26 protein-coding genes and 1 pseudogene are annotated in these 17,769 nt (G+C 63.0%); 14 read left to right on the forward strand and 13 right to left on the reverse strand.

Going from position 1 to position 17,769, the window contains the following annotated elements:
* The first annotated feature begins 194 nt into the window (after window positions 1-194).
* The 4 genes and pseudogenes from FJ930_RS00940 to FJ930_RS00955 all read left to right on the forward strand — a co-directional run bounded on the left by FJ930_RS00940 (window position 195) and on the right by FJ930_RS00955 (window position 2,027).
* A complete protein-coding gene (locus FJ930_RS00940; RefSeq protein WP_140748506.1) occupies window positions 195-956 on the forward strand; it encodes a transglycosylase domain-containing protein in 762 nt (253 codons plus the stop codon).
* 140 nt (window positions 957-1,096) lie between these two features.
* Entirely contained in the window at window positions 1,097-1,279 is a 183-nt protein-coding gene (gene rpmF / locus FJ930_RS00945; protein ID WP_008834724.1) for a 50S ribosomal protein L32, read from the forward strand.
* A gap of 59 nt (window positions 1,280-1,338) precedes the next feature.
* Window positions 1,339-1,473: pseudogene (locus FJ930_RS00950) on the forward strand (arginase family protein); the annotation flags it as partial.
* A gap of 152 nt (window positions 1,474-1,625) precedes the next feature.
* Entirely contained in the window at window positions 1,626-2,027 is a 402-nt protein-coding gene (locus FJ930_RS00955) for a hypothetical protein (RefSeq protein ID WP_140748503.1), read from the forward strand.
* A gap of 3 nt (window positions 2,028-2,030) precedes the next feature.
* On the opposite strand, the gene FJ930_RS00960 is transcribed toward FJ930_RS00955, so the two are convergent.
* The 3 genes from FJ930_RS00960 to FJ930_RS00970 form a co-directional block, all read right to left on the reverse strand.
* A complete protein-coding gene (locus tag FJ930_RS00960) occupies window positions 2,031-2,462 on the reverse strand; it encodes a heme-binding protein (protein WP_141833812.1) in 432 nt (143 codons plus the stop codon).
* Between the two features lie 193 nt (window positions 2,463-2,655).
* Complete coding sequence (locus tag FJ930_RS00965; RefSeq protein ID WP_140748496.1) at window positions 2,656-2,889, reverse strand: hypothetical protein; 234 nt, start codon at window positions 2,887-2,889, stop codon at window positions 2,656-2,658.
* A 77-nt stretch (window positions 2,890-2,966) separates the two neighbouring features.
* Complete coding sequence (locus FJ930_RS00970) at window positions 2,967-3,488, reverse strand: helix-turn-helix domain-containing protein (protein WP_140748493.1); 522 nt, start codon at window positions 3,486-3,488, stop codon at window positions 2,967-2,969.
* A 91-nt stretch (window positions 3,489-3,579) separates the two neighbouring features.
* Between FJ930_RS00970 and FJ930_RS00975 the strand changes: the two genes are divergently transcribed.
* The 5 genes from FJ930_RS00975 to FJ930_RS00995 all read left to right on the forward strand — a co-directional run bounded on the left by FJ930_RS00975 (window position 3,580) and on the right by FJ930_RS00995 (window position 6,283).
* A complete protein-coding gene (locus tag FJ930_RS00975) occupies window positions 3,580-4,434 on the forward strand; it encodes an alpha/beta hydrolase (protein ID WP_141833815.1) in 855 nt (284 codons plus the stop codon).
* Window positions 4,435-4,532: 98 nt separating this feature from the next.
* Complete coding sequence (locus FJ930_RS00980) at window positions 4,533-5,189, forward strand: glutathione S-transferase family protein (protein ID WP_141833819.1); 657 nt, start codon at window positions 4,533-4,535, stop codon at window positions 5,187-5,189.
* Window positions 5,190-5,194: 5 nt separating this feature from the next.
* Window positions 5,195-5,530, forward strand: coding sequence for a metalloregulator ArsR/SmtB family transcription factor (locus FJ930_RS00985; RefSeq protein WP_141833822.1), 336 nt, complete (start codon window positions 5,195-5,197; stop codon window positions 5,528-5,530).
* Between the two features lie 13 nt (window positions 5,531-5,543).
* Window positions 5,544-5,825 (forward strand): hypothetical protein, encoded by a 282-nt coding sequence (locus FJ930_RS00990; RefSeq protein WP_348642701.1) that lies wholly within the window; start codon window positions 5,544-5,546, stop codon window positions 5,823-5,825.
* The gene (locus FJ930_RS00995; protein ID WP_141833825.1) at window positions 5,822-6,283 is read left to right on the forward strand and encodes an SRPBCC family protein; all 462 of its coding nucleotides are present in this window, start codon (window positions 5,822-5,824) and stop codon (window positions 6,281-6,283) included. The genes FJ930_RS00990 and FJ930_RS00995 overlap by 4 nt, the downstream gene beginning before the upstream one ends.
* A gap of 35 nt (window positions 6,284-6,318) precedes the next feature.
* Here the strand turns inward: FJ930_RS00995 and FJ930_RS01000 are convergent, their stop codons facing one another.
* The 3 genes from FJ930_RS01000 to FJ930_RS01010 all read right to left on the reverse strand — a co-directional run bounded on the left by FJ930_RS01000 (window position 6,319) and on the right by FJ930_RS01010 (window position 8,143).
* Window positions 6,319-6,582, reverse strand: a complete 264-nt coding sequence (locus tag FJ930_RS01000; protein ID WP_027031521.1) for a metalloregulator ArsR/SmtB family transcription factor — start codon at window positions 6,580-6,582, stop codon at window positions 6,319-6,321.
* Between the two features lie 31 nt (window positions 6,583-6,613).
* Complete coding sequence (locus FJ930_RS01005; protein WP_141833828.1) at window positions 6,614-7,861, reverse strand: MFS transporter; 1,248 nt, start codon at window positions 7,859-7,861, stop codon at window positions 6,614-6,616.
* A gap of 87 nt (window positions 7,862-7,948) precedes the next feature.
* Complete coding sequence (locus tag FJ930_RS01010; RefSeq protein ID WP_141833831.1) at window positions 7,949-8,143, reverse strand: DUF1192 domain-containing protein; 195 nt, start codon at window positions 8,141-8,143, stop codon at window positions 7,949-7,951.
* 122 nt (window positions 8,144-8,265) lie between these two features.
* On the opposite strand from FJ930_RS01010, the gene FJ930_RS01015 reads away from it, so the two are divergent.
* The 3 genes from FJ930_RS01015 to FJ930_RS01025 all read left to right on the forward strand — a co-directional run bounded on the left by FJ930_RS01015 (window position 8,266) and on the right by FJ930_RS01025 (window position 10,988).
* Complete coding sequence (locus FJ930_RS01015; protein WP_141833834.1) at window positions 8,266-9,276, forward strand: NAD(P)H-quinone oxidoreductase; 1,011 nt, start codon at window positions 8,266-8,268, stop codon at window positions 9,274-9,276.
* A 294-nt stretch (window positions 9,277-9,570) separates the two neighbouring features.
* On the forward strand, window positions 9,571-9,711 hold the full coding sequence (locus tag FJ930_RS01020) for a DUF1127 domain-containing protein (protein ID WP_064987068.1): 141 nt from the start codon (window positions 9,571-9,573) through the stop codon (window positions 9,709-9,711).
* A gap of 584 nt (window positions 9,712-10,295) precedes the next feature.
* Complete coding sequence (locus tag FJ930_RS01025) at window positions 10,296-10,988, forward strand: DUF1013 domain-containing protein (RefSeq protein ID WP_140748472.1); 693 nt, start codon at window positions 10,296-10,298, stop codon at window positions 10,986-10,988.
* Window positions 10,989-11,048: 60 nt separating this feature from the next.
* On the opposite strand, the gene FJ930_RS01030 is transcribed toward FJ930_RS01025, so the two are convergent.
* The 4 genes from FJ930_RS01030 to FJ930_RS01045 all read right to left on the reverse strand — a co-directional run bounded on the left by FJ930_RS01030 (window position 11,049) and on the right by FJ930_RS01045 (window position 13,285).
* The gene (locus FJ930_RS01030) at window positions 11,049-11,768 is read right to left on the reverse strand and encodes a YafY family protein (RefSeq protein WP_140760859.1); all 720 of its coding nucleotides are present in this window, start codon (window positions 11,766-11,768) and stop codon (window positions 11,049-11,051) included.
* A gap of 174 nt (window positions 11,769-11,942) precedes the next feature.
* The gene (locus tag FJ930_RS01035; protein ID WP_141833837.1) at window positions 11,943-12,332 is read right to left on the reverse strand and encodes a hypothetical protein; all 390 of its coding nucleotides are present in this window, start codon (window positions 12,330-12,332) and stop codon (window positions 11,943-11,945) included.
* Between the two features lie 66 nt (window positions 12,333-12,398).
* A complete protein-coding gene (locus FJ930_RS01040) occupies window positions 12,399-12,989 on the reverse strand; it encodes a DJ-1/PfpI family protein (RefSeq protein ID WP_141833839.1) in 591 nt (196 codons plus the stop codon).
* Between the two features lie 128 nt (window positions 12,990-13,117).
* Entirely contained in the window at window positions 13,118-13,285 is a 168-nt protein-coding gene (locus tag FJ930_RS01045) for a hypothetical protein (protein WP_140613532.1), read from the reverse strand.
* A gap of 322 nt (window positions 13,286-13,607) precedes the next feature.
* On the opposite strand from FJ930_RS01045, the gene FJ930_RS01050 reads away from it, so the two are divergent.
* Window positions 13,608-14,561: a ring-cleaving dioxygenase gene (locus FJ930_RS01050; RefSeq protein WP_141833842.1), complete on the forward strand. Its 954-nt coding sequence runs from the start codon at window positions 13,608-13,610 to the stop codon at window positions 14,559-14,561.
* A gap of 114 nt (window positions 14,562-14,675) precedes the next feature.
* Window positions 14,676-14,837 (forward strand): hypothetical protein, encoded by a 162-nt coding sequence (locus tag FJ930_RS01055; RefSeq protein ID WP_140749176.1) that lies wholly within the window; start codon window positions 14,676-14,678, stop codon window positions 14,835-14,837.
* A 27-nt stretch (window positions 14,838-14,864) separates the two neighbouring features.
* Here FJ930_RS01055 and FJ930_RS01060 read toward each other — a convergent pair whose 3' ends face one another.
* The 3 genes from FJ930_RS01060 to FJ930_RS01070 all read right to left on the reverse strand — a co-directional run bounded on the left by FJ930_RS01060 (window position 14,865) and on the right by FJ930_RS01070 (window position 17,579).
* A complete protein-coding gene (locus FJ930_RS01060) occupies window positions 14,865-15,578 on the reverse strand; it encodes an SGNH/GDSL hydrolase family protein (RefSeq protein ID WP_140749173.1) in 714 nt (237 codons plus the stop codon).
* Between the two features lie 62 nt (window positions 15,579-15,640).
* Window positions 15,641-16,381 (reverse strand): thioredoxin family protein, encoded by a 741-nt coding sequence (locus FJ930_RS01065; protein WP_141833845.1) that lies wholly within the window; start codon window positions 16,379-16,381, stop codon window positions 15,641-15,643.
* A gap of 172 nt (window positions 16,382-16,553) precedes the next feature.
* Window positions 16,554-17,579, reverse strand: coding sequence for a class I fructose-bisphosphate aldolase (locus FJ930_RS01070; protein ID WP_140749167.1), 1,026 nt, complete (start codon window positions 17,577-17,579; stop codon window positions 16,554-16,556).
* Between the last annotated feature and the right edge of the window lie 190 nt (window positions 17,580-17,769).

Below are 17,769 nucleotides of genomic sequence, written 5' to 3' on the forward strand. Positions count from 1 at the left end.
ACGTTGCGCAAGAAGCCAAGCGCCATTATGCCGGAGCGGTAAGAGCCCGTTGGGAAACTCCGATCCTGCGGTCATCTGACGGCGTTTCCCGCGCTTCCGGTGCTCACGTACGCGACCGTACGGTGCGCTCCGGTTCTCGAAAATGCCGCGCATGACTGACAGAAGCAAGTTCGCAGCGCGCTCGACAGCATGGGTTGGGCGGCTTGGCGGAACCGATCGTCGATCATGAAACCGAAAAGCTGGACATGGCGACGAGATCGCGCGGCATAAACCGCCGCGGTCTCAGGCGCTGGGTCCGGCGAGGCATCGTCGTGGCCGTGGTGCTGGCGCTTATCCCGGTGGTGCTGACCTTCCTCTATCTGCCCTCCTTCGTGCACCCGGTCTCGACATTGATGCTGAAGGATTTGGCGACGTTCTCCGGCTATGACAGGCGCTGGGTGTCGATCGACGATGTGGCGCCGGTGCTGGCCCATTCCGTCATCATGTCGGAGGACGGGCAGTTCTGCTTCCACCGCGGCGTCGATCTCGGCGAACTCAAGGGGGTCGTGGACGATGCGCTGGCAGGCGAGGCCACGCGCGGCGCCTCGACCATCACCATGCAGACGGTGAAGAACCTGTTCCTGTGGTCGCGGCCGCTGGGCTCGGTGCGCAAGGTCGTCGAACTGCCGCTGGCCGTCTATTTCGACGCCGTGATGTCGAAACGGCGCATCATGGAAATCTATCTCAACATCGCCGAATGGGGGCCGGGCATCTATGGAATCGAGGCGGCGGCGCAGCATCATTTCGGCATTCCGGCAAAGCAGTTGTCCAGACGGCAGGCGGCGCTGCTGGCCGTCACCTTGCCCAATCCGATCGCCCGCAATCCGGCAAAGCCGGGGCCGGGCCTTCGGAGACTCGCCAATCTGATCGAGCGGCGTGCCGGCCGTTCCGGCGCCTATGTCGGCTGTCTCGAGTAGCCGACTCAAAAAAATTCGCCGCAGTGCTGGCCAAAACGATGTCAGGCGTGTATAGGCACCCGACTTTCTCAGATTTAGGCCCCGACATGGCCCTTTCACGAGGGCGGGCGGGGCTTTTGACCATGTAGTGGAGCATATCCATGGCCGTTCCGAAACGCAAAACCTCTCCGTCCAAGCGCGGCATGCGCCGCTCGGCCGACGCCCTCAAGGCCCCGACCTATGTCGAGGACAAGAATTCCGGCGAAATGCGCCGCCCGCATCACATCGACCTGAAGACCGGCATGTATCGCGGTCGCCAGGTGCTGACGCCCAAGGAAAGCTGAGACCAGCTTTTTAAGGTTTGAGTTGCGAAAGACCGGCCTCTGGCCGGTCTTTTTGCGTTGGGCGGCTGGTTGGCATGGATATCGTCGAGATCGCGCCGGCGCGCGATATCAACGAGATCACCTCGATGACGGCGGGCCATGTCATCCTCAATGTCATCGGTGCCGCCGTGCGCGCCGGCTACTTCAGGCGCTGAGGCCTCTGTCGGCTGCTCCCATGTCAGCCGGGCAACCGGCTGACATGGTTGTTGCATCCGGTCTTCGACCGTGTTTGCGGCCGCGCACGAAAAATCTTGACGGCGTGCCTGTGGCGCATTCTACAGAAGGTGCCCCCATATGGAGACGCCAGATGTTCGGTGCCGTCCCGCTTTTGATCGTGCCTTTCGTGCTCTACAATCTCGGCCTGCTCGGGATATTCGGCGGCGGTGACGATCCGTGGGCGAGCGATGTCTTCTCATTCCGCATGATGTCGGGCGGGGTATTCTCGATGACGCTCGGCGATCTGATGGTGCTGATCGGGCTGATCTTCCTGTTCCTCGAAATGGTGAAGTCGACGCGCACGACCACCGCCTCGATCATGGACCATCTTCTCTCGACGCTGGTCTTCGTCGCCTTCCTGGTCGAGTTCCTGCTGGTCAAGGGCGCCGCGCACTCGATCTTCTTCACGCTGATGATCATCGCGCTGTTCGATGTGCTGGCCGGATTCGCGGTTTCGATGCGATCAGCCAGCCGGGACATCAATTTGAATTGAGGCTCAGCCCGGATCGGCGGTGAAGCCGGCGGCCTCGATGCCAGCGATGGCGGCTGCCTCGTCATTGTCGGATGTGTCGCCGGAAATACCGACGGCGCCAAGGATGGCGCCGGCCTTGTCGCGGATCAGGACGCCGCCGACCACCGGCAGCACGCGTCCGCCCGACACGTCGGAGATGCCAGCGATGAGATGCGGGCGCTCCTTGGCGAAAGCCTCGACACGGCGCGACCCCATGCCGATGGCCAACGCGCCATAGGCCTTGCCGGCCGACATCTGCGGGCGCAGGAACGAGGCGCCGTCCTGGCGCTGGAAGGCGACCAGGTGTCCTCCGGCATCGAGCACGGAGACGCCCAGCGGTTTGAGCTTGAGGTCGGCGCCCTTGGTGAAGGCGGCGTCGATGATCTCGATGGCCTTTTCGAGCGGCAGCGCGGTCATGGCAGTCTCCTGTTTGAAATGGACAATCATCGGCGACCGGCCGGACGAAGCAATCCCGGTTTGGGTTGAAAATGCTTCTTGCGAGAAGGCGGGATGAAGGACTGCCCTATCTGGATCGCGCCGATGCTGTGATCTCAATGCAGTCGAGGGCCACTGGCTCAAGGCCATTGGCTAGGCAGCCGGGAAGTGCGTGTTACTTTTTCTTGGCGCGTGCGGGCTTCTTGGCGGGCACTGCCGGCGCGTTGGCAAGATCCTCGGCTTCCTTGGCGAGCCGCAGCGCCCTCAGCTTGTCGGTCTTGGCCTTGCGCGCGTCGCTCTCCGCGGCGTATTCCGCCATCGCTTTCTGGCGGACTGTCGCCGCCTCTTCCTGCTTCTTGAAGCGCAGATCGGCGCGCGCGCGGGCAGTATCCCTAGAGTTCTCAACCAAGAGCCTTATCCAATCCCGTCACGTGTGATTTTCCACACTTGTAGCAGAGCCGGCCTCTCAGCGGGGAAAATAGTTGGTCACGTGGTAGGGCCGGCGCTGAGAGTCTTGCTGGCGACCACGGCTTCATAGGCGGCCCGCAGCGTCGCGCGGACAGAGGGGCCGGACGGTGTGTCGAGCGGCGTGCCGAGATGCTCGTGACGCAGTTCGCCCATGAATTTCTCCCACATTGGCGGTCCGCCCTTTTCCAGAAGTTCGGCGCGGATCGAGAGTTCATCGCTGGTCGGCAGCCAGACCCGGCCCCAGGCGCCGAGATGGGCCAGGATCGGCACCAGCGTGATGGCCATCTCGGTCAGGCTGTAGATCGCCTTCTGCTTGTGACTGGGGTCGTCGGCCTTGGTCAGCATGCCAAGCTCCATCAGCCGCTTCAGCCGGTCGGCGAGGATGTTGGAGGCAATGCCTTCCATCGATCCATTGAGCAGTTCGCGAAAATGGCGCCTGCCGCCGAAAATCATGTCGCGAAGGATGATCAGGCTCCAGCGGTCGCCGAACACTTCCAGCGACAGGTTGATCGGGCAGCCGGACCGGCGATCGAGGCTCATTCGATTCTCTCCGCAAAACCAGTTGCATTATCGTATCAGTTTTATTATCGTGCAACTGATTTCAAAATGCAATCAGTATGGGAGGATCTAAATGACTGCGATCGATCGCCCCGAGATCGTATCGGAAGCCTTCGGCGAGCGTGAAAATCCCGCGCTGCTCCTGATCATGGGCGCGATGGCCTCGATGCTGTGGTGGCCGGAGGCCTTTTGCCGGAAGCTGGCGGGTGCCGGGCTCCACGTGATCCGCTATGACAATCGCGATACCGGCCGCTCGACCAAATATCCGCCGGGCGCGCCGCCTTACACATTCGACGACATGGCGGGCGATGCGATTGGTGTGCTCGACAGCCACGGCATCGGCGAGGCCCATGTCGCCGGCATGTCGATGGGCGGTATGATCGCGCAGCTCGTGGCGCTCAAGCATCCCTCCCGCGTTGCGTCGCTGACCGCGATCAGCAGCTCGCCGATGGGGATGGACAGCTCGCATCTGCCGCGACCGAGCGATGCCTATACCGAGCATTCGGCCGAGGGCGCCGATGTCGATTGGTCGGACCGCCGCCAGGTGATCGACTTCATGGTCAGGGATACCAGGGCGATCGCCAGCACCGCGCATCCCTTCGACGCGGCCCGGATGCGCGCATTCATCGAACAGGATTATATCAGGTCCGGCGGATTCCTGAGCGCAACCAATCATTTCCTGCTCAAGGGCACCGACCGATGGAATGGCTGGCTGCACGAGATGAGGGCGCCGTTGCTTGTCATCCACGGCACGGCGGATCCGATCTTTCCGATCGAGCATGGCGAGGCGCTGGCAGGGTGGGTCGCCGGTGCGAAACTCCTTCGTGTCGAAGGCGGCGGCCATGAGCTGCATCCGGACGACTGGACGACGATATTGGCGGCAATCGTCGCCCACGTCCGGGCCAACCGAGGCGACGGCAGGTCTTGACGAGTGAAGTTCGCCGCAATAGTTAAGTAAATGCTTCAGTGTTGATCCCGCGAACGCGCCGGCCGGCCACCGATGAACCAGAAACAGACGAGCAAAGAATGTCCCTGACGCTGCATTTCCATCCCCTGGCCTCTTTCTGCTGGAAGCCGCTGATCGCGCTCTATGAGAACGCAACGCCTTTCGTGCCGGTCATCGTCGATCTCGGCGATGAACAATCGCGCGGGGCCTTCCTGAAGATATCGCCGACCGGCAAGATGCCGGCGCTGCGCGACGATGCGCGCGACCGCACGGTGCTGGAATCCACCATTGTCGTCGAATATCTGGCCGCGCACTATTCGGGGCCGGTCGAGCTCGTTCCGGCCGCCATCGACATGGCGCTGACCGTCCGCCAGGCCGACCGCTTCTACGATTTCTATGTGCAGGAGCCTATGCAGAAGATCGTCGGCGACCGGTTGCGGCCGCAGGACAAGAGCGATCCCTTCGGCGTCGAGCAAGCGCGAGGGCAACTGCGCACTTCCTATGCCATTATCGAAGATGAGATGCAGTCGAAGAAATGGGCGGTGGGCGACGCCTTCACAATGGCCGATTGCGCGGCCTCTCCCGCGCTTTTCTATGCCAACAAGGTGGAGCCTTTCGGCGACAAATATCCGGCCGTGAAGCGCTACCATGACCGCCTGCTGCAGCGTCCCGCCTTCAGCAGGGTGATCGAGGAGGCGCAGCCCTACTTCAAGCTCTTTCCCTACAACAATGGCTGACCGCGATGCTGCACGATCCCGCCCAGCTCGACCTGATGTTCCAGGCGCTCGCCGATCCGGCGCGGCGGCAGATGGTCGACCGGCTGTCGCGCGGCCCCGCATCGGTCAGCCAACTGGCCGAGCCGCTGGCGATGTCGATGTCAGCGGTCGTCCAGCACCTTAACCTCCTGGAGGCGAGCGGCCTGGTGCGCACGCAGAAGGTTGGACGGGTACGCACCTGCCAGATCGAGCCCAAGGCGCTGAGAGCGGCAGAGCACTGGATCAATGAGCGTCGCCTCTCCTGGGAGCGCCGGTTGGATCGGCTCGGCGATTTCCTCGCGGAAACCAAGGACGAAAGCTGAAGGGGGAATGGCCATGTCCGCCAAAAGCAGAGCGGAATTGATCCGCTTTTATTTTGCCGCCTGCCAGGCAAATGAGCGTGATGTCGCCGAGACGGTGCTGGCGGACGACTTCACGTTCACCAGCCCCTATGACGATGCCATCGACCGCGCGACCTATTTCGCCCGGTGCTGGCCGGACACTCGTTTCGCGGCGACCGCCCGCGCAGCGTGGAGGTCTATTTCGGCGCTGCCTATCGTGACGGTGTCTTCATTCCACAGAACCAGTCGAGTTGATCAACGAGGACCCGCTCCATGACCGAACGATCCGTTGTCCATTCCACCTTTGTCGTCGAGCTGAGCTACCCGGTGGCGCCAGCGAAAGTCTTTTCGGCGTTCAGCGATCCGGACGCCAAGCGGCGCTGGTTCGTCGATCCCCACGACCCGACGCCCAGCCGCCACGAAATGGACTTCCGCGTCGGCGGCAAGGAGGTCAATGCCGGCTGCCCGAGCGATGGGCAGATGCATTTCTTCAATGCGGTCTATCAGGACATCGTACCCGACCGGCGCATCGTCTACAGCTACGAGCTGTTGTTCGGCGAAACCCGCGTCTCGGTGTCGCTGGCGACGATCGAGCTTGTCGCGGAAAGCGGGGGCACGCGGCTTGTGATGACGGAGCAGGGCGCCTTCCTCGACGGCCACGACACGTCAGCCCCGCGCGAGCATGGAACGGGCGAATTGCTCGACGCGCTCGGTGCCTTCCTGGCGCAAGCCTGATCATCGTGATGGCTTTGCTGATCAGGCGATGTGGATCAGGCTTCCCAGAACTGATCGAGCCAGATGTTGAGCTTCAGGAAACCGGCGTTGCTTACCGTATAGACACGCCGTGTGCCTTCAGCCTTGGCGTTGACCAGTCCGGCGTCGAGCAACACTTTCAGATGCTGTGATACGGCCGGGCGCGAGACTGGTAGCCCGGCCGCCAATTCGTTGACGGTCTTCGGACCGCGTCGAAGTTCTTCCAGAAGATGGCGCCGATTAGGGTCGGCGATCGCCATGAAGGCGTCGGAAAACATCATGCCTCATTTGTGAGGCAAAGTTTTTCAAATCTCAACTGCTTGCTTCTGCTTTTCTTCTTGGATCGAGCCGCAATGCTTCCGGGGTCACGGAGCGGTCCGCCGGTTGCGTCTTGAAGGCGTCGCGATCCTCGATCGGCACCGGAGCGCGGCGGCTGATGCGCAGCAGGGTGTAGCCGGCCAGAGACAAATGCGCGAAGGCGGTGGCCAGGAACAGGCCCTCCGGTCGCATCCAGCCCATCAGCGCCGCCGCCAGCAAGGGGCCGATCATGGTGCCGAAACCATAGAGCAGCAGCAGGCCGCCCGAGACCTTGACGAAATCCTCGGCACTGGCGTGGTCGTTGGCATGCGCCACGGCGATCGAATAGAGCGTATAGGCGAAAGCGCCGTAGGCGGCAGTCAGCACGATGACGAAGCTGGCGGAGCGCGGCTCGAACAGGAAGATGAGAACCGCAACCAGCGCACCGCCGAAAGCGGCACCGGCCAGCACGAAACGCCGGTCGGTCTTGTCGGACAGGCGCCCGGCCGGAAGCTGCATGGCGGCACCGGCAACCACCACCAGGCTCATCATCAAGGCGATCTCGGCGGTGGAGATGCCGATGCGGGCGCCATAAACCGCGCCAAGCGTGCCCCAGGCGCCGTTGGCGATGCCGATCAGCAGGCAGGCGATCGCCGACACGGGCGAATTCGCATAGAGGCTTTTGACGTCCAACTTGACGTCCTGCAATGGCTTGGGGGACGATGCCGTCGATACCGCGGTCGGGATCAGCGACAGGCAGAACAGGATGCCGGTGATCATGAACAGCGAAGCCGATTTCACGTCGCCGCCGGCGACGATCATCTGCCCGCCCATGATCGAGGCATAGGTGACCATCATATAGAGGCCGAAGACGGTGCCGCGGTTCTCGTTGGTGGCTTTCTCGTTCAGCCAGCTTTCGATGACCATGAAGGCGCCGGCCATGGTGAAGCCGGTGAAGGCGCGCAGCAGGATCCAGACAGATTCATTGATGACGAGGCCAGTCAGTAGCGCAATGATCGCGCCCGCCGCGGCGAAGGCGCCAAACGCCCTGACATGGCCTGCACGGCGCACCAGGCGCGGGGCGAAGAAGCAGCCGGTGACGAAGCCGCCGGCCCAGGCCGTGCCCATCAGGCCGAGCGAGGCGGTCGAGAAGCCTTCGACCTGGCCGCGCAGTGGCAGCAGCAGGCCGTGCAGGCCGGATGCCGCCAGCAGGAATGCGGTGCCGCGAAGCAGGGAAAGGATCGGTCTGTAGGCTGCGAGCATTTGTTGATCCGGCTGGACTCTGGGAGGGAGGCAGGTCTGAAGACAGTCCCATTCGGGCTTTTCGGCGGCGGACCTTCGACCTGCAGCCTATCCGCGGCGGAACAGCGCCTCGGCGGCCGATTTGGTGCTGTCCTTGGCCTTGAGTTCGGCCTCGAGCCGGGCGATCTCGTCGCGCAGGGTGCCGATGCGCTCTGACAGTTCGCCGGCGGAAAGCAACGCCAGGTCCTGCCCGATCTCGTGCGGGCGCGCCTTCTTCCTGGGTTCGTCGTCGAAGATCGCCATCGTTGCTCCTCCTCCGCCACACCAGATTGGCCATTTGCCTGATTTGGCAATGAGCATACATAGGGCAAGGGCGTCGATGCAAACAGCCGGTAAGAGTGCGGCGAGGAAATACGGGAAACTTCATGGCGAGCGGACAGAAAATTCCGGCGAGAATGACGGCGATCGCGATCTCGGAGCCGGGCGGCCCACGGGTGCTGAAACCGGAAACGCGCGAGGTACCACAGCCCGGCCCCGGTGAAATCCTGATCAAGGTGCATGCCGCCGGCGTCAACCGGCCCGACGTGCAGCAGCGCAAGGGCGCCTATCCGCCTCCGCCGGGAGCATCGGATCTGCCGGGCCTCGAAGTATCGGGAGAAGTGGCCGCCCTTGGCGACGGGATATCGCGCTGGCGCATCGGCGACCGGGTCTGCGCACTCACCCCCGGTGGCGGCTACGCCGAATATGCCAAGGTTCACGCTGGCAGCGTGCTGCCGCTGCCGGCCGGCTTCACCCACACGGAAGCGGCCGCCGTGCCAGAAAACTATTTTACCGTCTGGCACAATGTGTTCGAACGCGGCGGCCTGAAGAAAGGCGAGACGCTGCTCGTCCATGGCGGCTCATCGGGCATCGGCACGACGGCGATCCAGCTTGCCTCCGCCTTCGGCGCTTATGTCATCACCACCGCCGGCAGCAAGGAGAAATGCGACGCCTGCCTGAAGCTCGGCGCCGACCGCGCGATCAACTACCGCGAGGAGGATTTCGTCGCGGCGGTGAAGGATGCGACGGGCGGCAAGGGCGCCAATGTCATCCTCGATATGGTCGGCGGCGACTATGTCCAGCGAAACTACGAGGCCGCCGCCGTCGAGGGCCGTATCGTCCAGATCGCCGTTCAGGCCGGCGCAATGGCGACCGCCGACTTTTCCAAGATCATGGTCAAGCGGCTGACCCATACTGGTTCGACGCTGAGGCCGCGCACCGTCGAATTCAAGGCGGCCATCGCAGCGGCGCTGGAGGCGCAGGTCTGGCCTTTGCTCGGCACGCGCAAGGTTGCTCCGGTCATGGACATGATCTTCCCGCTCACCGATGCCTGGCGGGCGCATGAGCGGATGGAGGAGGGCGACCATATCGGCAAGATCGTGCTCGACGTCGGCTAGGATGCATCGATATTCAGGCGAGGCCGGCCTGCAAACGGCAGTCTCCCGTGCTTCCGGCGCTCACGGACTTTTAGTGCGCTCCGCTCCGGTTCTCAGAGCCTGCCGTTTTCGGCTCGGCCTGACCTGAATCGCCATGCGTACTCGGCGTCACGTCCTCGCTCACAAAGTGAACAGAAGCTTAATGGTGCAATGCAGCATTTGCATCATTGCTATGCAAAATCGGCCATTCAAGTCCCGATCGATGATGACTATCTGAGCAGCATCGAAACGAACACCCCAATTTGGAGGACTATCATGAACCCGATCCGCGCTTTCCGTAACTGGCGCATGTACAACGAGACCGTGCGCGAACTGAACCGTCTCAACGCACGTCAGCTCAGCGATCTCGGCATCAACCGTGCCGACATCGAAAGGATCGCCCGTCAGGCGATCTGATTTCAAGCGTGACCCGGCCGCAGGGCCGGTCTCATGCCGGGAAGTAGAGCTGTAGCAGACGTTTCTCGTCTCCGGTTCCGAGCCCGCTGGACATCGTCCAGCGGGTTTGTTTTTTGCGAATGGCTGTTTCAGTGGCCTTTGTCCAGCAACACCCGAATCCCGGTCCGGTTCATTCCGTTCCGGCTGCCGCTCACAGGCCGCCACCCTGATCCCTCATATCCTGCCGCTGCGCCGTTCGGCGGATTGTTCGATCTGGCGCCAGCCGAGGCGCCCTGGCTTCGGCTCTTTCACGGGACGAGCCCTTATGGAGGCCGCGGCAAGCGCCAACATCACCATAAGGCCGGCGAACCTATCTCGAACGGATATTCGCCAAGACCGGAAACGCGCCAGCAAAGCCAGCTTGTCGCGCTTCTCGAGAGCACGGCGCCATTCCGGTAGCCGCTCGGTTGTGGTTTCAGGCGGGTGCATCCAAAAACGTTGCGAAACAGCAAGGGAACGGTTATACAGGCCGCGAATTTCCCATTTTGGTGGCTCTAAACCACCGCCCGCGCGGGAACGCGGGCGAACGAGAAGGATTTTTTAAAATGGCCAATACGCTGCTGATGCCCAAGGCGACCGCCGTCTGGCTGGTCGACAACACCGCGCTCTCGTTCGAGCAGATCGCGCAGTTCTGCGGGCTGCATCCGCTCGAGGTCAAGGCGATCGCCGACGGTGAGTCGGCGCAAGGCATCAAGGGCATGGACCCGATCATGACCGGCCAGCTGACCCGCGACGAGATCGCGCGCGCCGAGAAGGATCCGAACCACCGGCTGAAGCTTTCCGACCCCAAGGTGCGGGTGCCCGAATCCAAGCGCAAGGGGCCGCGCTACACGCCGCTGTCGAAGCGTCAGGACCGGCCGAACGCCATCCTTTGGCTGGTGCGCAACCATCCCGAACTCAAGGACGCGCAGATTTCGCGCCTCGTCGGCACCACCAAGTCGACGATCGAGCAGATCCGCGAACGCAAGCACTGGAATTCGGCCAATCTGCAACCGATGGACCCGGTGACGCTGGGTCTCGCCTCGCAGATCGACCTCGACATGGAAGTCAACCGCGCCTCGCGCGGCCGCGAACAGGCGCAGCCGGTCGGCGACACGCTGCTGCCGGCGGCTCTGACCGAGCGGCTGGTGCCGGCTCCCGAAAAGCCGAAGGACGAGGATGCCGAGCTTGACGCCAATGCCGTGTTCGCCAAGCTCTCGGCGCTGAAGTCCAAGAACGAAGACGCCGACGACGAATAGGGTTTGCGACAGATCAATAAAAGGCCCGCTTCGCGCGGGCTTTTTATTGGGATCCTTTTCTCAGCTTCGCGCCGCACGGTCCGGCGCCATGCCGTAATCCTCGCTGCGTTCCACCGCGCGGTAGAAGTCGGCAAGCTGCTTGCCGCGCTCCGGCTTGAAGATACGACCGGCGATGACCACCGAGGCGATGCGGTCGATGCGGAAGGCGCGGAAATCGTCGCGCATCTCGCACCAGGCAACCAGCGTCCATACCTTGCCCCAGAACCACAGGCCGAGCGGCCGGATGTCGCGCGCGGTGCCGCGGCCGGCCTCGTCGCAATAGTCGATGGTCAGCACCTGGCGCTTCTCGACCGCGCGCTCGATGAGATCGATCGCCTCGCGGGCGGCGTCGCTGACCACCCACATCGGGGTGTGGATCTCGGTGCGGGCGATGCGGTCCTTCTCGGCGTCGGGCAACACGGCGCCGATCTTGACCAGCGCCTCGTCGGCGGCCCGCGCCATGGCGGCGCCGCCAAAGGCGCGCACCATGCGCGCGCCGGCGACCAGCGCCACGATCTCGTCACGCGTGAACATCAGCGGCGGAAGGTCGAACCCCTCCCTCATCATGTAGCCAACGCCAGCCTCGCCGTCGATCGGCACCCCGGTCGACTGCAGGTCGGCAATGTCGCGGTAGATCGTTCGCTCGGAAACCTCGAGCCACGTGCCGAGCTTCTGGGCGGTGACCAGACGGCCACCACGCAGATGCTGCACGATCTGAAAGAGCCTGTCGGCGCGGCGCATCGTGTCGTCCCTCGGTGTTGTTTCCAGAGCGGCTTACCGTTTCACCGAAATGGCGAACCGCTCCATCTCTCTGTTTCGACGCAATTCCGGGCGGAAGACAGGAGCACACTCTTCCTGGAATTGCTGTGGGCATGCCGCTGTCCCAGCCCGGCGCCCACCTTGGGGCGGCATGCATTATGGTTTCAGCCCTTCGCGCTTGCGCTGCGCGGCGACGAATTCCGCGCCAAAAGACAATTTCCTCGTTGTCGGCGTCGTCGCATCGAGCACGCGCCAGAAGGGTGCGATGTCATCAAGCGTCATGCCGCGCCCGAGATCCTCGTTGGCCGCTTCGGCGACTGTGCGCAGGGGGCATGTCACTTCGGCGCCATGTTCGATGGCGAGCGCGGTGCGCAAAGCGCGAACATCCATGTCAATGCCTGGGGGAATCGAGCGGATGAAATCGTCGACCTGCCGCGCGGTCGGCACCAGCATCAGCTGGCCCTCGACGACGTCTCCCATGGTGCGGGGCGTCGGTTTCACGCCGTTGATGCCAGATGTGTTCAGCCTGTCGTTCCAGCTCTTCATCGATCGTCCTCTCGGCCGGCCATGCGCATTATGTCACCATCGCACGCCCCTCCTGACAGCATAGTGTCAGGAGGCTTCCGCGTACTCCCTCACGAACAGCGTCCGCATTTGCGCGAGATCGCCGCTTTTTTCGGGATAGAGAGCCTGCAGAAAAGCAAGGGCGAAGGTGCCGGGCGCCGAACCCGGCGCGGAAACGATCTTGCCGTCGGCCACGCCATGCGGCACATCCTGATAGTTGCCGTTGCCCGGATAGCCGGCCTGATGACCGCTGATCCAATCGCGTCCGTTGCTGGTGTGCCGGGCTTTTTCGAAGATGCCAGCCCGGGCCAGCGCCAGCGTTCCGGCGCAGATACCGCCAACGACACCGCCGCGCGACGCGATGGCCGTGAGCAGTTCGGCGGCGTCCGGCGGTGCCTTGCCAGCCCACTGATCCGAGCCGATGACGGCGACAGCATCGAGATCGATGTTTTCATCGGCTTTCGCCGAGCGGTCCGGCGCCAACCGAAAACCGCTAACTCCCGTCACCGGCTTGCCGTGCGGCGTCAGTGACACGGCTCGCGCGCCGAACCATTCGACCGCCGAGGCCGCCAGCAGCCCATATTCCCAATCAGCAAAACCTTCGATGAACAGGAAGCCGATTGTCTTCTGATCGGGCATAAATCCCTCGCGCGCCGGGTCTCATTTCACGCGTGTCGTGCCCCGAAACCGGGGCCACTTTGGGCGACACGCATTGATATCTGGGCGTTGACGCATCCGCATCCAACTGCTGCGTCGAATTTTTTGTCTCAATTGCCGCGAAGGCGACGGTCGGCATACATGTCCGGCCAGCCGATGTCCTTGCGGATGTCGGCGGGAAGCGAGTTCATGAAGCGCTGCGTGCGGATCTCGTTGCGCATCGTGCGGACCTTGCCGACATAGTGCTGCATGCCGCGCAGAATGGTAAAACCGTTCATGGCTATTCTCCTCTCTCTGACTGGAGGCAGTATCGCATACCCCTCCTGACAGCAGTCTGTCAGGAGCATGGCAGGGCGCAGAACGATGATCCGTTCGGCGTGTATCCTCACGGAAAGCGTTGTTTTTCGCTGCATGGCGCCATGCCGCCGCAACAGGTCCGACTGTCGCCAATTGTTCACCAGTAAGACACCAATCCAGACAACATTGTTCATCGTGTGATGACGGACTGTTGGGATAATCGGCCTTCAGCGAAGGGGCCGCACTTCTGATATGAAATGAGAAAATTGTTCCCCAAAAAATAGCTAAAAAAGGGAGGCGACCATGAGCTTGCAACTGACGGGAATCCACCATCTGACCGCCATCACCGCCAATGCACCGGGCAATCTTCATTTCTACACCAAGGTGCTGGGCCTGCGGCTGGTCAAGAAGACGGTGAACCAGGACGATACCTCGGCCTACCACCTCTTCTATGCCGACGGCGAGGCAACGCCGGGCACCGACCTCACCTTCTTCGACTGGCCGGTTGGCCGCGAAAAGCGCGGCACCCACAGCATCGCGCGGACCAGCCTCCGGGTCGGCAGCCAGGAGAGTCTTGCCTGGTGGAAGCAGCATCTGGCCGGCGAAGGCGTCGTGACAGGGGAGATTGCCGATATAGGCGGCTACCCGTCACTGGATTTCGAAGATCCCGAAGGCCAGCGTCTGCGGCTTGTCAACGACGGCGGCGGGGGCGGTAGCCATCCCTGGGCGCAAAGCCCGGTGCCGGCCGAGCATCAGATTCGCGGGCTCGGGCCGATCGTCATCAGTGTCCCCGACATCACCAGCACCGAGGCGGTGCTGACCAAGGTGATGAACATGCGCGAAGTCCGCGACTATGCCTCGCCGGACGGCGAGGGCCAGGTCCACGTCTTCGAAATGGGCGCGGGCGGGCCGGCAGCGGAGCTTCATGTTGCCGTCCAGCCTGGCCTGGCGCCAGCGCGGCAAGGCGCCGGTGCGGTCCATCATGTTGCCTTCAGGGCGCCCGACCAGGAGACGCTGCATCAATGGACAGCGCGCCTGGCCGAATTCCGGCTGCCGTCGAGTGGCGAGGTCGAGCGCTATTACTTCCGCTCGCTCTATTTCCGCGAGCCGAACGGCGTCCTGTTCGAGATCGCGACAGACGGGCCGGGGTTCACCGCCGACGAGCCGCTGGAGACGCTGGGCGAAAGCCTTGCCCTGCCGCCTTTTCTCGAAGCAAAACGCGCTTCGATCGAGGCCGGCCTCAAGCCGCTGAGGTAGATCGTTCCCCTGGGAGGCAGCGCCGCGTTCCGGTCCGGGACGCGGCGCCTGTTTGTTTCTCAGAGATCGAAGAAGGCGCTTTGACAGTTGGCCGCGTTGCTGGTCAAAGGCGGCATGACGAAACTCCTCGCCCTTGTCATTGTCGGTTTCATGGTGATCCAGCTCATCAAGCCGCTTGGCTGGCCCGGGCTCAAGCGACGCGGTGATTTCTGGAAGCTGGCGCTGCTCGCCATGGCCGCGATCTCGCTGGCGGCCGTGCTCGGGCATTTGGCATAGCCCTGGCAACCCACCTGCAGTCGGCGTTCAGTCACCAAGCACAGGGCCGGCAAGGTGTTCCGCCCAGGCCCTGTAGCCGGCTTCCGAGGCGTGAAAGCCGTCCGACGCAAAACCGGCTTCGGGATTGGTGATCGGCAGGCGCGGCGCCGGCATCGCGCCCCGCTCCAGGCAGAGGCGTTCGCCCATCCGGTTCATTGCGGTGGCGCGGATCTCCAGTATCTTGCCGAGCAGCGGCGGCATGGCCGGCGCCCGCGTGAACTCCAGCACCGGCGACCACACGACGCGCGCCTCCGGCCATTTGGCGCGCAACGCGTAGAGCAGGCCGCCGAACTCCCTCTTGAAGCGCGGCACCGAGTGGAAATTCTTGGTGTCGTTGGTGCCGATGGCAAGCACGATATGCGTCCACGGATCGGCCGACAGATTGGGCAGGACATGGTCGCGGATCTGGCCCGACGTCGCCGAATTGAAGCCGGCGGCGCGCCAGCGCACGGCGCCGCCCGTGCGCTGGGAGATCAGCGCGGCAAGTTGCGCGGCAAGCCCGTCTTCCGAATTGCCGATGCCGACCGAGGCGGCGGAGGAATCGCCCAGCACCAGCAGCGAAATTGCCGGCGCGCTGCCTGCTATCTCATGCATGACCGGGCCCTGCGCCGGCAGCATACGCGTAGTGCGGCGGCGCACGCCCAAGCCCTGCCAGACATAGACGGGGAAGGCGAGCCAGGTGAGAAGGGCCGGGAAACGCATGGCAATACCGTGCAACGATCCGCGTCAGCCTTAGCGCAAGTTTCGGCCGAGGTGAACGATCTTCAGTCGCAGCAGCCCGGTTGCGCCGGCTGACGGTCTTGATATTCGTCATGCAGGCGGACCCAGTCCATCAGGCCATGATAGGGACCAGTTTCGTTGCGCCCCTTCGGCGTCATGTCGAGATAGGCATAGGTGCCGATCAGCGCCTCGCCGCCGCGGGCACGCGACAGGAAGGTGAGGAAGATATCGCCATTCTCATCCCTGTGGAAGACGCTGGTGCCCGGAAGCTCCTTCGAGGTCCGGGGACGAGTCTCGAAATTGTAGGTGGTGTCGCCGGTGGCGATCTGCCTGTCGGTGAAGGAAACCTGCATGTCGAAATTGAAATCCGACGCATAGGAGGACACCCAATCGAATTTCCAGCCCATGCGCTGCTTGTAAGGCAGGAGTTCTGCCAGGGGCGCGCGCGAGACCACGACCAGCGACACGTCGTGATGCCTCAGATGCAGATTGGCGCTGTCGATATGATCCGCAAGGAAGGAGCAACCCTCGCAATGATTGACGCAGCCTGGCCCGAACATGAAGTGGTAGACGATCAGCTGACTGCTGGCGCCAAACAGGTCGGCCAGTTTCTTCGGCCCTTGCGCGGTCTCGAAAACATAGTCCTTCCTGATCTTCAACCACGGCAATTCACGCCGCTCGGCCGCGATGCGCTCGCGCAACCGCGTCAGTTCCTTCTCGCGGATCAAATGGGCCTTGTGCGCCTGGAACCAGTCTTCGCGTGAAACGACCTTGTTGCGATGCATGAACCTCTCCCTGTCTGCACCCCAAGGACGTTCGGGATGGGCGCAAACCGACATCGCCGCCAGTGACGCCTTGAGGAAATAGGAATGGGGAGACCTTGGCCCAAGTCCGACAGCCACAAACAAAAACCCGGGCACGTCGGCCCGGGTTCGCAGCAGGACGGACGAATTGCGATCAGGCGGCGCTTTCCAGCGTTGGCTTCCATTTTCCCAATGCCGCAAGATGGTTCATGTGGGCGCGATGGGTAAAGGCGGCCTGGCCGGCGGCGACGTTCGAGGCCTTGCCGCTCCATGCCTTCTGCGGGGCGGCCTGCAGTGCGCGGCCGTAGGAGAAGGTCAGCTTCCACGGATGCGGGCCGATGGCATTGATGGCGTTGAGGTTGGCGGTCGCTTCCTCGTCCTCCTGGCCGCCGGAGAGGAAGGCGATGCCCGGCACCGCCACCGGTACCGTCTCGCGGAACAGTTTTATCGTCTTTTCAGCAATTTCCTCGGGGCTGTTCGTCTTGCCCGACTTCTTACCCGCGATGACCATGTTCGGCTTCAGGATGGAGCCTTCGAGCACGACGCGCGCCGCGTAGAGCTCGTCATAAAGCTTCATCAGTGTGGCCTTCGAGACCTCGTAGCAGGTGTCGATGTCGTGGGCACCGTCCATCAGCACTTCCGGCTCGACGATCGGCACGATGCCGGCTTCCTGGCACAGGGCGGCATAGCGGGCGAGCGCATGGGTGTTCGAGGCGATCGAATTGACCGAAGGCACGCCCTTGGCCGTGTCGATGTCGATCACCGCGCGCCATTTGGCGAAACGGGCGCCGAGCTTGTAATAGTCGGCAAGCCGTTCGCGCAGGCCATCGAGGCCTTCGGTGATGGTGTCGCCGGGAAAGCGGGCGAGGGGTTTGGCGCCGGCATCGACCTTGATGCCGGGAATGGCGCCGGCCGCCTTGATGATATCGACCAGCGGCGTGCCGTCGGCCGCCTTCTGGCGGATGGTCTCGTCATAGAGGATGACGCCAGAGATATACCTGGTCATCGCGTTGGAGGCGCGGAACATCATCTCGCGGTAATCGCGGCGGCTGTCGGCGGTCGATTCGACGCCGATGACATCGAAGCGCTTCTTGATGGTGCCAGAACTCTCATCGGCGGCCAGCAGGCCCTTGCCGTTGGCCACCATCGCGGCGGCAATGTCTTCGAGACGTTCGCTCATTCTGCTTCTCCTGAAGGGGTTCGTTCCGCGCTTAACGGAAGTCTACCGCCAAAGGAATGGCGTCGGAAAGCTCGAATCGATTGAAAGTCTCAGGCGCCCTCGTTTGCTCCCGGCGAGTCGGTTATTTGCTGGTTCCGGGCGCATTTCCGCGGCGCAAGGCATTTCTGCCTGGTGCAAAATGTTCTTGCGT

This window comes from Mesorhizobium sp. B2-4-15 (assembly GCF_006658505.1).
Taxonomy (GTDB): Bacteria; Pseudomonadota; Alphaproteobacteria; order Rhizobiales; family Rhizobiaceae; genus Mesorhizobium.

Bases quoted from the DNA above. Each gene is read 5' to 3' on its own strand.
- FJ930_RS00970 (WP_140748493.1), bottom strand. From the start codon at position 3,488: ATGAGCCTCGATCGCCGGTCCGGCTGCCCGATCAACCTGTCGCTGGAA.
- FJ930_RS01020 (WP_064987068.1), top strand. From the start codon at position 9,571: ATGAACCCGATCCGCGCTTTCCGTAACTGGCGCATGTACAACGAGACC.
- FJ930_RS01005 (WP_141833828.1), bottom strand. From the start codon at position 7,861: ATGCTCGCAGCCTACAGACCGATCCTTTCCCTGCTTCGCGGCACCGCA.
- FJ930_RS01010 (WP_141833831.1), bottom strand. From the start codon at position 8,143: ATGGCGATCTTCGACGACGAACCCAGGAAGAAGGCGCGCCCGCACGAG.
- FJ930_RS01035 (WP_141833837.1), bottom strand. From the start codon at position 12,332: ATGAAGAGCTGGAACGACAGGCTGAACACATCTGGCATCAACGGCGTG.
- FJ930_RS01015 (WP_141833834.1), top strand. From the start codon at position 8,266: ATGGCGAGCGGACAGAAAATTCCGGCGAGAATGACGGCGATCGCGATC.
- FJ930_RS01000 (WP_027031521.1), bottom strand. From the start codon at position 6,582: ATGATGTTTTCCGACGCCTTCATGGCGATCGCCGACCCTAATCGGCGC.
- FJ930_RS00990 (WP_348642701.1), top strand. From the start codon at position 5,544: ATGTCCGCCAAAAGCAGAGCGGAATTGATCCGCTTTTATTTTGCCGCC.
- FJ930_RS01040 (WP_141833839.1), bottom strand. From the start codon at position 12,989: ATGCCCGATCAGAAGACAATCGGCTTCCTGTTCATCGAAGGTTTTGCT.
- FJ930_RS00960 (WP_141833812.1), bottom strand. From the start codon at position 2,462: ATGACCGCGCTGCCGCTCGAAAAGGCCATCGAGATCATCGACGCCGCC.
- FJ930_RS01030 (WP_140760859.1), bottom strand. From the start codon at position 11,768: ATGCGCCGCGCCGACAGGCTCTTTCAGATCGTGCAGCATCTGCGTGGT.
- FJ930_RS01055 (WP_140749176.1), top strand. From the start codon at position 14,676: ATGACGAAACTCCTCGCCCTTGTCATTGTCGGTTTCATGGTGATCCAG.
- rpmF (WP_008834724.1), top strand. From the start codon at position 1,097: ATGGCCGTTCCGAAACGCAAAACCTCTCCGTCCAAGCGCGGCATGCGC.
- FJ930_RS00975 (WP_141833815.1), top strand. From the start codon at position 3,580: ATGACTGCGATCGATCGCCCCGAGATCGTATCGGAAGCCTTCGGCGAG.
- FJ930_RS00985 (WP_141833822.1), top strand. From the start codon at position 5,195: ATGCTGCACGATCCCGCCCAGCTCGACCTGATGTTCCAGGCGCTCGCC.
- FJ930_RS01070 (WP_140749167.1), bottom strand. From the start codon at position 17,579: ATGAGCGAACGTCTCGAAGACATTGCCGCCGCGATGGTGGCCAACGGC.
- FJ930_RS00995 (WP_141833825.1), top strand. From the start codon at position 5,822: ATGACCGAACGATCCGTTGTCCATTCCACCTTTGTCGTCGAGCTGAGC.
- FJ930_RS01050 (WP_141833842.1), top strand. From the start codon at position 13,608: ATGAGCTTGCAACTGACGGGAATCCACCATCTGACCGCCATCACCGCC.
- FJ930_RS01045 (WP_140613532.1), bottom strand. From the start codon at position 13,285: ATGAACGGTTTTACCATTCTGCGCGGCATGCAGCACTATGTCGGCAAG.
- FJ930_RS01025 (WP_140748472.1), top strand. From the start codon at position 10,296: ATGGCCAATACGCTGCTGATGCCCAAGGCGACCGCCGTCTGGCTGGTC.
- FJ930_RS01060 (WP_140749173.1), bottom strand. From the start codon at position 15,578: ATGCGTTTCCCGGCCCTTCTCACCTGGCTCGCCTTCCCCGTCTATGTC.
- FJ930_RS00955 (WP_140748503.1), top strand. From the start codon at position 1,626: ATGTTCGGTGCCGTCCCGCTTTTGATCGTGCCTTTCGTGCTCTACAAT.
- FJ930_RS01065 (WP_141833845.1), bottom strand. From the start codon at position 16,381: ATGCATCGCAACAAGGTCGTTTCACGCGAAGACTGGTTCCAGGCGCAC.
- FJ930_RS00980 (WP_141833819.1), top strand. From the start codon at position 4,533: ATGTCCCTGACGCTGCATTTCCATCCCCTGGCCTCTTTCTGCTGGAAG.